This is a genomic window from Pseudonocardia sp., from assembly GCF_035305885.1.
Lineage (GTDB): Bacteria > Actinomycetota > Actinomycetes > Mycobacteriales > Pseudonocardiaceae > Pseudonocardia.
This window is the reverse complement of the sequence record NZ_DATGOP010000026.1, coordinates 17445-29125: the sequence shown is the minus strand read 5'-3', so window position 1 is coordinate 29125 and position 11681 is coordinate 17445. Positions and strand designations below refer to the sequence as shown.

Below are 11681 nucleotides of genomic sequence, written 5' to 3'. Positions count from 1 at the left end.
CGCGTCACTGGGCGATCCGCTACCGATCCGGGCCGTCGCTGGGCGAGGAGATCCTCGCCCGGGCATCCCGCTACTGCGTAACGTCGGCCTGCCGGCTCCGGCGTCCGGTGCCGGGTTTTCGGGGGACGCCCGGCGATCGCGCGGTCCCATGCGGACGCGCGGCCGGCGCCCAGCGGGGGGAGAGCCGGCTCGGCGGTGCCCGGGCGGGGGGTCGGGCACCGCCGCACCCGTCAGGCCGCGCCGGTCAGCGGACGCTCCCCGCAGGCAGCGGCTCGAGCACCAGGTCGGCGAACTTGCGGCGGATGGTCTCCATCCGCCACTTGTTGCTGAACACCGCGAGCAGGGCGCCGTCGGAGCGGCGGGTGAGCACCTCCACCTCGCTCTGGCCGGCCAGCAGCTCGGCGCCCGCCTCGTCGGTGCGGCGGGCGATCGAGTAGCCGAGGTGCTCGAGCGTGACGGGCGCGCGGAACTCCGACTCCAGCCGCGAGGTCACCACCTCGAACTGCAGCGGGCCGACCGCGGCCAGCACCGGGGCCTGCTCGCCGCGCAGGTCGGAGACCAGCACCTGGATGACGCCCTCGCCGTCGAGCTGGTCGATGCCGCGGCGGAACTGCTTGAACGCGCCCGAGTCGGCGCTGCGCACCACGGCGAAGTGCTCGGGGGCGAAGCTGGGGATCGGTGGGAAGTGCACCGGGTCGCCCGCGTAGAGGGTGTCGCCGGGGCGCAGCGCGCCCGCGTTGACCAGGCCGACGATGTCGCCGGGGAACGCCTCCTCGACGGTGGTGCGCTGCTGGCCGAACACCGCCTGCGCGTACTTGGTGGCGAACGGGCGCCCGGTGGCGGCGTGGGTGAGCACCATGCCGCGCTCGAAGCGGCCCGAGCAGATCCGCACGAACGCCATCCGGTCGCGGTGGGCGCGGTCCATCCCGGCCTGCACCTTGAACACCAGGCCGGAGGTCGGGGCGTCGAGGGGGCGGGGGTTGCCGTCGACGTCCGCGCGCGGCTCGGGCGCGGGCGCGAGGTCGACCAGGGCGTCCAGGAGGCGCGCGACGCCGACGCCGATGAGCGCGGCGCCGAAGAGCACAGGGGTGGCGGTGCCTGCGAGGAAGTCCTTCTCGTCGAACCCGGCGCCGATCTCCTCGAGCAGCGCCAGCTCCTCCTGCGCCGTGGCCCAGAACTCCGGCTCGGCGGCGGCGATCTCGGCCTCCGGCACCACCTCGGCCTCGGCCCGGGTGGCCCCGCCCGCCGTGCGGCTGAACCGGGTGAACTCCCCCGTCTCCACCTCGACGAGCCCACGCAGCTCGCCCGCGATCCCGACCGGCCAGGTGAGCGGCATCGGCCGCAGCCCGATCGTCTGCTCCACCTCGTCGAGCAGCTCGAGGGGCTCACGGCCGGGCCGGTCCCACTTGTTGACGAACGTGATCACCGGGATCCCGCGCGCCCGGCAGACGTCGAACAGCTTGAGCGTCTGCGGTTCGAGGCCCTTCGCGGCGTCGAGCAGCATCACCGCGGCGTCGACGGCGGCGAGCACCCGGTAGGTGTCCTCGGAGAAGTCGCCGTGGCCCGGGGTGTCGAGCAGGTTGATCACGCAGTCGCGGTAGGCGAACTGCAGCACCGCGGAGGTGATGGAGATGCCGCGTTTGCGCTCCATCTCCATCCAGTCCGACGTGACGCCGCGACGGCCCGCCTTGCCGTGCACGGCCCCCGCGGTGTCGATCACCTCGGCGTAGAGCGCGAGCGCCTCGGTGAGCGTCGACTTGCCCGCGTCCGGATGGCTGATCACGGCGAACGTTCGGCGCCTGCGCGCCTCGGCCGGAACCCGGTCCGGCTCTGCGAGGACCTCTGACATCAGGCCGCCGAGCTTACGTGCCGCACCGAACGGCGATCACGCGCCCGGCCGGCCCAGCAGGACGCGGGCGGCCACGGCGAGGACCACCGCGAACGCCGCCCCGGTCCAGGCCGCGACCTGCATGCCGGCGACGAACGCGCGCGTCGCCGCGTCGATCAGCTCCGCGCCCGCCGCGGGCGCGAGCCGGGCCGCCGCCTCGTAGGCCCCGGCGAGGGTGGCCGTGGCGGACTCCAGCTGGTCCGGCGCCAGCTCACCCGCCGCGGACGGCGGCACGCCCCGAGTCATCGCGGCGCGGTAGACCGCGACCCCGATGCTGCCCAGCAGCGCGATGCCGAGCGCGTTGCCCAGCTCGCCGCCGGTCTCCGACACCGCCGAGGCCGAACCGGCCCGTTCCGGCGGCGCGGAGCCGATGATCAGGTCGACGCTCAGTGTGGACGCCGGGGCGGCCCCGACCGCGAGCACGACCATGCCGACCGTGAGCAGGGCGAAGCTCGGACCCGACCCGAGCTGCGCGAGGATCGCCATCCCCGCCGCCGCGACCGCGAGCCCGCCGCTCACCACGCGGGCCGGAGGGATGCGCTTCACCAGCAGCGGGGTCGACAGCGACCCGGCCACGATGCCCGCCGTCGGCAGGATCAGCCACAGCCCGGCCGCGAGCGGTGTCATCCCGAGCACGAGCTGCAGGTACTGGGCGACGAACAGGAAGATGCCGGCGAGCATCACGCCGAGCGCGATGTTGACCAGCACGGAGACGCGGAAGGCGACGGAGGCGAACAGCCCGAGGTCGAGCAGCGGGTGCGCGGTGCGCCGCTGCCTGCGCACGAACAGCGCACCGACGCCCGCACCGACCAGCACCGCCAGCAGCGCCACCGGGTCCGCACCGTGCTCGGCGAACCGCTTCACGCCGTAGACCAGGGCGAGGAGCGCAACCACCGACAGCGCGGCGCCGGGCAGGTCGAACCGGCCCGGGTTCGGGTCGCGCACCTCCGGCAGCAGCCGCGGCCCGACCACCAGCAGGGCCGCCATCACCGGGAGGTTGAGCAGGAACACCGACCCCCACCAGAAGTGCTGCAGCAGCACGCCGGCGACGAGCGGGCCGACGACGGTGCCCGCCGAGAACGTGGTGACCCACACCCCGATCGCGACGCGGCGCTGCGACTCGTCGAGGAACAGGCTGCGCAGCAGCGAGAGGGTGGACGGCATGAGGGTGGCGCCCGCGATCCCCTGCAGGGCACGGGCGGCGATGAGCGCCTCGGCGGTCGGGGCGTACGCGGCGAGCAGGCTGGCGAGGCCGAACGCGGTGGCCCCGGCGAGCAGCAGCCGCCTGCGCCCGATGCGGTCGCCGAGGGTGCCCATCGTGACCAGCGACCCGGCGATGAGGAAGCCGTAGACGTCGGTGATCCACAGCAGCTGGGTGCCGCTCGGGCGCAGCGACTCGCCGAGCGCCGGGATCGCGAGGATGAGCACCGCGAGGTCCATCGCGATGATCAGCGTCGGGAGCATGAGCGCGGCGAGCGCGGTCCACTCGCGGCGTCCCGCCCGGACGAGGTCGGTCGTGGTCATCGTCCACCTCCATTTCATTACGCACCGGAACGTAACAGAACGATAGCCTGTACGCCATGCCCCCTGGTCGCCCGCGAGACCCGCACATCGACGCCGCCGTCCTCGAGGCGACGCTCGCCGTGCTCGACGAGACCGGCTACGGGCGGCTCACCATCGAAGAGGTGGCCCGTCGGGCCGGGGCCACCAAGCCCGCGATCTACCGACGCTGGCCGACCCGCCAGCACCTCGCGCTGGCCGCGCTGGCCTCCCGGCTCGGCGATTCACCGGTGCCCGACACCGGGTGCACGCTGTGCGACCTCGGCGAGGGGATCCACGTCTTCCTCGCAGCCTTCCGGCGCATCCGCCCCGGGGTGCTCGCCGCGCTCTTCGCCGACTGCGCCACCGTTCCCGAGCTGCGCGACGCGTTCCTCACCACGCTGTTCGAGCCCCCGCGCACGGCGGTCGGGCAGATGCTGGAGCGGGCGGTGGCGCGCGGCGACCTGCGCGCCGACATCGACCGCGAGCTCGTGCTGGACATGCTGTCCTCGCTCGTGCACTACCGCGCGCTGTTCGGCCACGCCCCCCTCACCGACGAGGAGGTGGAGCACGCGGTCGAGGCGCTGCTGTCCGGGGTGGCGGTCGACTACCCCCGCCTCGTCGCCCACAGCAAGGCGCTCACCAGCGCGAACCACGCGCACATCTGATGTGTATGCAGTCGTGATCCGCCAGCGCTTGACAGCGTTTACCGGTGCTGATGCGATGCGACGCATCCTCATCCATTCGGGTGAGGCGACGGGTGCAGGGCGGTGGCGTGAGCCACCTCGACGCGCGAGGAGGCGCGGTGGCCGAGCAGAGCCGGACGACACTGCCGAGCAAGTACCTACCGGCCGTCGACTTCAGGGACCTGCCCGAACCGGTGCCGCTGCGGAAGGTCACCGGGGCCAGCGTGATCATCCTGGCCACGGCGATCGGGTCCGGGGAGATCGTCCTGTGGCCCTACATCACCACGCAGGTCGGCTTCACGTTCATGTGGGCGGCCGTCGTCGGGTTCGCGATCCAGTTCTTCCTCAACATGGAGATCGAGCGCTACACGCTCGCCACCGGCGAGACGGCGCTCACCGGCTTCGCCCGGTTCTGGAAGCCGTGGTGGTGGCTGTTCATCATCTTCGCGCTCTGCCAGAACTTCTGGCCCGGCTGGGCGACCGGGGCCTCCACGGCCCTGTCGTTCGTGTTCGGCATGGGCGAGGACGCCCCGATCGTGCCGATCACGATCGCCGCGCTGATCGCGATCGGCATCACCCTCACCCTCTCCCCCGTCGTCTACCAGGCCGTCGAGAAGATCCAGTTCGTGCTGGTCGCGCTGATCATGCTCTTCGTGGTCGTCGCGATCCCGGTGGCCACGACGGGCGAGGCGTGGGGCGCGCTGTTCACCGACGGCATCGGGTTCCCGGTCGGGCACGCGAACCTCGACGTCGCGCTGCTGCTCGGCGCGCTGGCGTTCGCCGGCGCGGGCGGGGCGAACAACCTCGTGCAGAGCAACTACATCCGCGACAAGGGGATGGGCATGGGCGCCCTCATGCCCAAGATCGTCTCTCCCCTCACCGGCCAGGAGGAGGCCAGGCCCTCGCTCGGGTACATGTTCCCGACCGACGAGGCGAACATGAAGCGGTGGCGGGGCTGGTGGCGGATCGCCAACTGGGAGCAGTTCATCACGTTCTTCCTGGTCGGCGTCATCTCGCTGATCATCATGACGGTGCTGGCGTACTCGACGCTGCCGGTCGGCCAGGTCGAGGAGCAGAACCTCGACTTCCTGCTCCTGGAGGGGCAGGTCCTGCAGGAGACGGTGGCGCCGTGGTTCGGTATCGCGTTCTGGTGCGCCGCCGTCTTCGCCCTGTTCTCGACCAACCTGGGCATCCTCGACTACACCAGCCGCCTGATCGCCGACCAGCTGAAGATCAACGCGCTGAAGGACAGCGAGTTCTGGACCGAGAGCCGGCTGTACGCCGTCTGCGTGTGGCTCATGATCGTCGTGGGCTCGCTGATCCTGATCTCGGGCGTCGACCAGCCGTTCCTGCTGCTGGTGATCTCGTCCTCGATCGCGGGCGTCCAGATGTTCATCTACTCGGGGCTGCTGATCCAGCTCAACCGCAAGGCGCTGCCGAAGGAGCTGCAAGTCGGGGGCGTGCGGCTGGCGGTGCTGGCCGTGTCGTTCCTGTTCTTCGGGTTCCTGTCGGTGCTGCTCGTGCTGGACAACCTCGGACTCGCCTGATCCCTTGCTGAAGCGGCTGTGGCTGCGGATCCTCGTGGCCCTCGTGATCTGGATGGTGCTGCTCACCCTCATGTGGGCGGTGGGCATCCTCGGGTGATCCCCCGAGATCGATTCCTCTCAGCGTCGGTTCAGCGATCCGGTCGCAGTGTGGGTGACGTCCACCCGCACTGCGACCGGAAGGACCCATGCCGAGCCTGGAGGAGCGCTTCGACCCGCGCCGCAACGGCTTCGACGCGTTGCGGCTGCTGTTCGCCGTGCTCGTCGCGGTCGACCACGGCATGTCCGCCTACGACGGCAGCCACCCGCGGATCGGCCAGTCCGGCGTCGGCGACTTCGCCCTCGACGGATTCTTCCTCCTCAGCGGCTTCCTGGTCACGCTCAGCTGGTTCCGGCTGAGCTCGTTCCCGCGCTTCGCCTGGCACCGGTTCCTGCGGATCATGCCGGGGTTCTGGGTGTGCCTGCTGGTGGTCGCGTTCGTCGCGGCGCCGGTCGCCGCCGCGATGCAGGGCATGTCGCCGATGGTCGCGTTCACCGGCACGCCGTCGGCGTTCGACTACGTGATCGAGAACGCGGGCCTTCTGATCGTCCACTTCGACATCGCGGGCATCCTCGCCGACCTGCCGAAGGGGGACAGCTTCAACGGCTCGCTGTGGACGCTCGCGTTCGAGGCGTTCTGCTACGCGGTCGTGGGGGTGCTCGGCGGGTTCGGCCTGCTGCGCCGCCGCCCCGTGCTCGTCCCGGCCGCAGCGGGCGTGCTGCTCGTGCTCACGGCGCTGCAGGAGGCCGGGCTGCCGGTGCTGCTCGACCACCGGATCATCCGGCTGTCGCTGATGTTCCTGCTGGGCGCCACCGCCTGCCTGTACGCCGACCGCATCCCGATGCGCGGTGACCTCGCGGCCGCCGCGGCCGGCCTGTTCGGCCTGAGCATCGCGCTGTTCGACGACTACCGGGTGCTCGGCGCGGTCCCGTTCACCTACCTGTGCCTGTGGGCGGGCACGGGCTTCACGTGGCGGATGCCCGCGGACCTGTCGTACGGCCTGTACATCTACCACTGGCCGCTGCAGCAGCTGCTGATGCTGACCGCGCTGGCCGCGGCGCCCGCCGCGGTGTACGTGCCGGTGTCGGTCGCGCTCGCGCTGCTGCCCGCGGCGGCGTCCTGGTACCTCGTCGAGCGGCCGGCCCTGCGCCGCAAGGACAGCCCGCTGCCCGACCGCCTCGCCGCACGACTCGCCACGACGCTCGCGCCCGCGCGCTAACGGCCCGCGCCCGCGTCCACCCAGGTGCCGCCGCGCCGCTCGATCTCCGGCAGCGCCGCCTTCGCCTCGGCCACGAGCTCGGAGACGAACACGAGCACGACGTCCGGCTCGGCGGCGACCAGCTCCTCCGGGGTGATGATCGGGATGTCGGTGCCGGGCATGCGGCGGTCCTGCTTGTCCGGCGAGGCGTCGGCGACCCCCCGCAGCAGCGTGGCGTCCAGGTCGGCCAGGCGCAGCAGCGACACCGCCCGCGAGGCCGCCGCGTAGCCGTACACCCGTCGGCCCGCCGCCCGCTGCGCGACGAGCATCTCCCGCAACGACCCGGCCGTGCGGCGCACCGACTGCTGCAGCACGCCGACCTTGCCGGGCAGCAGCACGCCCGCGGCGAGCTCGGGCGCGACCACGGCGTCCACCGCCGCGGTGTCCACGGTGGGCGACTCGGACGTGCGGGCCGCCACCAGCGCGACCGTGCCGCCGTAGAGCGGGAACCGGCGGGCGGTCGTGACCGTGAACCCGGCCCGCCGCAGCATCCCGATCATGGCCGGGGTGGAGTAGTAGGCGTAGTGGCCCAGCCGCAGCGCGTTCCACTGCGAGCCGGCGACGATCGCGTGCAGCGAGTGGTACTGCACGACCAGGCGGCCGCCCGGCCGCACGGCCGCGGTGCGCTCCCGGATGGCCGCGTCCTGGTCGCGCTCGTGCATCACGCCGAAGCAGCCGTCGACGACCAGGTCGGCCCCCTCCTCGCGGGGCACGGCGGTGAAGCCGTGCTCGGCGAGCAGGTCGAGCCACGTGCCGCCGTGCGGGCTGGGGAACTCCGCCGCGGTGCCGCCCGAAGGCAGCGCCCCGGCCGCGGCGAGCGCGCGCACCGCGTCGGCCCGCTGCGCGGTGAGCGCGGCCGGCTCGGCGCCGACGACCTCCTCCGGCACGTCGGCGTCGTCGGCCAGCTGCGCCAGCCCGCAGCCGGTGCACAGCCACATCCGCAGCGGGAACAGCTCGTCGGGGCCGGGATCGTCGATCTTGGGGAAGAGCTCGGACGACGGCTGCTCGCCGAGGTCGAGGACGATGTCTCCGTCGGTGCGGTGGCAGGAGCGGCAAACGGGGGTGGCGGTCACCATCGGTCTCCCGGATCGGTCCGGCACGCGGGGGCAGTGGTGCAGTTCGGGTCCAGTGCTGTCGAAACGCTCAGCGGTAGGGTCGGCCCGGAGGCCGGGGACGTCACCCAGGCACATCGAACGCACGTCGTGAGCACCCGCCGGTGGAGGCAGCATGCACGTCCGAGAGACCGGGATCGCCGGCCTCCTGGTGTTCGAGCCGTCGCCGCACCGCGACGAACGCGGCTGGTTCAGCCGCACCTTCGACGCCGACGTGGCGCGAGGCGCTGGCGTGGACCCGCACGCGTTCCTGCAGGACTCCCAGTCGCGCACGGTACGCGCCGGACTGCGCGGACTCCACGGCCGGGTCGGGCACGGCGAGGCGAAACTGGTGCGCTGTGCCCGCGGGGCCATCTTCGACGTCGTCGTGGACGCCCGGCCCGGCTCGCCCACCTTCGGCCGCGTCGAGACGTTCCGGCTCGACGACGAGACCATGCGGAGCATCTACATCCCGCGCGGCTGCCTGCACGGCTTCCAGGCCCTCACCGAGGCCGACACCTGCTACCGCATCGACGCCCCGCACGACCCCACCGAGGATGTCACGGTGCGCTACGACGACCCGGACCTCGCCATCGACTGGCCGCTGCCGGTGTCGGTGATGAGTGGGAAGGACAAGGCGGGGCGGCCGTGGGCCGACCTGGTGCGGCAGCTGGGGGCCGCGGCCACGTCCTGATCCCCGGCGGGCGGGTGGCCGTTCCGTTCAAGAACGGTGGCCCGCCCGCCGCCTAGCGTCGCGGCGACGGCGGGCCGCGGTGGCCCGCCCGCGACGCACCCGGGGGGAACGTGATACTCGTCACCGGCGGGCTGGGATCCATCGGCTCGCACACCGCACGCGCGCTGCTCGACCTCGGCGAGCCGGTGGTGCTCACCGCGCACCGCTCCAGCCGGCTGCCGGAGTTCCTGGCGGACGAACCGGACGGCCGCGTGGTCGTCGAGCCGCTGGACACCGCCGACGGGGCGGCCTTCCTCGACATCGGCAAGCGGCACGACATCACCGCCGTCGTGCACCTCGCGGCCGCCCGCTACGACCTGCCCGACCCGGTCGAGTACCTGCGCGCCGACGCCGTCGGCCTGCTCAACGCCCTGGAGGCCGCGGCGAAGTGGGGCGTGCGGCGCTTCTGCGTCGCCAGCAGCATCGCGGTGTACCTGGGCGTCGACGAGGTCCCGCTGCGCGAGGACGCCGCGCTGCCCGCGGTGGCGGCGCACCAGATCCCGGTGTTCAAGAAGACCGCGGAGCTGTTCGCAGCGCTGGCCGGCGAGCACGCCGGGTTCGAGGCGGTCGGCCTGCGGATCGGCACCATCTGGGGTCCGCTGGGCCCACCCGACAACCCGTTCACGCCGCTGCCCCGCCTGGTCAGCGCGGCGGTACGGGGCGAGGACCCCGACCTCACCCCGCCCCGACCCGCCGCGTTCGCCGACGACCGCACCGACCTGTGCTACGTGAAGGACTGCGGCCGGGCGATCGCGCTGCTCGTGTGCGCGGACCGGCTCACCCACCGGACCTACAACGTCTCGAGCGGTCGGCCGGTGCGCTACGGCGAGGTCGCCGCGGCGATCAACGCCGCCGTGCCCGGCGCGGGCATCACCCTCCCGGAGGGGCGCAACCCCGACCGGCCCGCCGGCACGTACCTCGACATCACCCGGCTCTCCGCCGACACCGGTTTCGAGCCCGCCTACGACGTCGAGCGCTCGGTCGCCGACTACGTCGCCTGGCTGCGGGCACACGACCGCTGACGCGCCGAGACCTGCGAAAGGAGGAGACCGATGGCCAGGGTCGTGATGGGGGCGGCCGTGTCGGTGGACGGCTACATCGCCCGCCCCGACCACTCGGTGGGCCCGCTGTTCGACTGGTACTTCAACGGGGACACCGAGCTGGTCGCGCGGCCGAGCGGCTGGACGTTCCGCGTCTCGCGGGCCTCCGCCGAGCACGTCCAGCCGCGCTGGGACGCCGTCGACGCCACCGTGATCGGCCGCCGCCTGTTCGACACCACCAACGGCTGGGACGGCAAGACCGCCGCCGGCGAGCAGCTGGTCGTCGTCACCCACCGGCCGCTGCCGCCGGAGTGGCTCGCCGCGCACCCGGACGCGCCGTTCCACACCGCCGGCTCGGTCGAGGAGGGGATCGCGCTCGCGGCGGAGCTCGCGGGTGACGGGGTCGTCGACGTGGCCGCGGGCGACGTCGGCGGGCAGGCGTTCTCGGCCGGGCTGGTCGACGAGGTCGCTATGGACGTCGTCCCGGTGGTGCTCGGGGAGGGCGTGCGTTTCTTCGGCGGCCACGCCGGCACGGTGCTGCTGGACGACCCCGACCAGGTGGTGCGGGGCGACCGCGTGCTGCACCTGCACTACACGGTGCGGCGCTGATACGGGGCGGCGCTGATACGGGGCGGGCTGATGCCGCCTCAGGCGGCCCGCCTGCCGTCACCGATGCGGACGATCGCGGCCGCCTGCACGGCCGCCGCGACGACCAGCACCCCGATGGCGGCGGCGTAGCCCGCGGTCAGGTCGATCAACAGCCCCATGAGGAAGGGGCCGGTGCCGGCGACGGTGTAGCCGACGCCGAGGGCCATGCCGCTGGTCGCGGCGCTGGCCGCGGCGTCCGGGGTGCGCCAGGCCACCACGGCCAGCCCGAGCGGGAAGCCCGCCCCCGACCCGATCCCGACGAGCACGGCCCACGGCCACGGGCCGACCACCGGCGGCAGCGGCGCGACCAGCAGGCCGAGGGTGCCCACCACGATGGTGGCGAGCGCGACCAGCGACCACAGCCGCCACCGCCCGGACCGCTCGGCGAGCGCGGGGATCACCAGCGCGCCGGGCACCTGGGCGGCCGCCCACACCGCGAGGACCACGCCCGCGTCGGCCGGGCTCCACCCGCGGCTCGTGAGGTAGGGCGCGAGCCACGTCATCCAGCCGTACACCAGGAGCGACGCCGCGGACTGGTGAGCGGCCGCCAGCCGCGCGAAGGGGTCGCGCCACGGCAGCCGGGTCCGCTCCGCCCGCGCGGGCCGCTCCACCCGGCGCGCCACGGGGACCCACGCGGCGAGGGCGATCACCGCGGGCACCGCCCACACGGCCAGCGCGAGCGACCAGCCGCCCACCGCCACGGCGAGCGGCACCGCCACCGCGCTCGCGACCGTGGACGGGATCATCATCGCGACCACGTACCCGCCGGTGACGGTGCCCGCGTGGTCGGCGAGGTGCTCCTTGACCACCCCGGTGAGCAGCACCCCGGCCACGCCGATGCCGAACCCGGCGAGCAGGCTGCCCGCCACCAGCGGCCCCGCGGCGGGGACGCCCCGCACGAGGCTGCCGAGCGCGACGAGGGCGACCGCGCCGACGAGCGCGCGCTCCGGGCCCCCGCGCCGCGCGGCGGCCGGGCCCGCGAGCGACCCGGCGGCCATCATGAGCACGGCGCCGGTCTGCACGAACCCCGCGGCACCCGCCGAGAACCCGAGGTCGGCGCGCACGGCGTCGATGAGCGGCGGGTACCCGGCCAGTGCGGTCCGCAGGTTGAGCGCCAGCGCGAGCAACCCGACCAGCACCACGCCCGGGCGAACCCGTACAGGGGTGTAGACTGGTTTCACCCATTACACGGTACGGGAGAGGCGGTAAGGGGT

General features: G+C 73.4%; 10 protein-coding genes. 6 read left to right on the top strand and 4 right to left on the bottom strand.

The features are described from left to right. Window positions 1-244: 244 nt before the first annotated feature. Window positions 245-1849 carry a peptide chain release factor 3 gene (locus VKZ81_RS04780; RefSeq protein ID WP_324240173.1) on the bottom strand — a complete coding sequence of 535 codons (1605 nt, stop codon included), beginning with the start codon at window positions 1847-1849 and terminating at the stop codon, window positions 245-247. Window positions 1850-1885: 36 nt separating this feature from the next. After that, window positions 1886-3412: an MFS transporter gene (locus VKZ81_RS04775; RefSeq protein ID WP_324240172.1), complete on the bottom strand. Its 1527-nt coding sequence runs from the start codon at window positions 3410-3412 to the stop codon at window positions 1886-1888. Window positions 3413-3468: 56 nt separating this feature from the next. Here VKZ81_RS04775 and VKZ81_RS04770 point away from each other — a divergent pair, with 56 nt between their 5' ends. The 3 genes from VKZ81_RS04770 (at window position 3469) to VKZ81_RS04760 (ending at window position 6916) form a co-directional block, all read left to right on the top strand. After that, window positions 3469-4095 (top strand): TetR/AcrR family transcriptional regulator, encoded by a 627-nt coding sequence (locus tag VKZ81_RS04770; protein WP_324240171.1) that lies wholly within the window; start codon window positions 3469-3471, stop codon window positions 4093-4095. A 137-nt stretch (window positions 4096-4232) separates the two neighbouring features. Next, a complete protein-coding gene (locus VKZ81_RS04765; protein WP_324240170.1) occupies window positions 4233-5660 on the top strand; it encodes an Nramp family divalent metal transporter in 1428 nt (475 codons plus the stop codon). Between the two features lie 185 nt (window positions 5661-5845). After that, window positions 5846-6916, top strand: coding sequence for an acyltransferase family protein (locus tag VKZ81_RS04760; protein WP_324240169.1), 1071 nt, complete (start codon window positions 5846-5848; stop codon window positions 6914-6916). Here the strand turns inward: VKZ81_RS04760 and VKZ81_RS04755 are convergent. Next, window positions 6913-8028 carry a class I SAM-dependent methyltransferase gene (locus VKZ81_RS04755; RefSeq protein ID WP_414709328.1) on the bottom strand — a complete coding sequence of 372 codons (1116 nt, stop codon included), beginning with the start codon at window positions 8026-8028 and terminating at the stop codon, window positions 6913-6915. The two genes, VKZ81_RS04760 and VKZ81_RS04755, sit on opposite strands and share 4 nt — an antisense overlap. Window positions 8029-8182: 154 nt before the next feature. On the opposite strand from VKZ81_RS04755, the gene VKZ81_RS04750 reads away from it, so the two are divergent. The 3 genes from VKZ81_RS04750 to VKZ81_RS04740 all read left to right on the top strand — a co-directional run bounded on the left by VKZ81_RS04750 (window position 8183) and on the right by VKZ81_RS04740 (window position 10428). Beyond that, a complete protein-coding gene (locus tag VKZ81_RS04750) occupies window positions 8183-8740 on the top strand; it encodes a dTDP-4-dehydrorhamnose 3,5-epimerase family protein (protein WP_324240167.1) in 558 nt (185 codons plus the stop codon). 110 nt (window positions 8741-8850) lie between these two features. Further along, complete coding sequence (locus tag VKZ81_RS04745) at window positions 8851-9801, top strand: NAD-dependent epimerase/dehydratase family protein (RefSeq protein ID WP_324240166.1); 951 nt, start codon at window positions 8851-8853, stop codon at window positions 9799-9801. A gap of 30 nt (window positions 9802-9831) precedes the next feature. Then, a complete protein-coding gene (locus VKZ81_RS04740; RefSeq protein WP_324240165.1) occupies window positions 9832-10428 on the top strand; it encodes a dihydrofolate reductase family protein in 597 nt (198 codons plus the stop codon). 38 nt (window positions 10429-10466) lie between these two features. On the opposite strand, the gene VKZ81_RS04735 is transcribed toward VKZ81_RS04740, so the two are convergent. After that, entirely contained in the window at window positions 10467-11609 is a 1143-nt protein-coding gene (locus VKZ81_RS04735; protein WP_324240164.1) for an MFS transporter, read from the bottom strand. Window positions 11610-11681 lie beyond the last annotated feature (72 nt).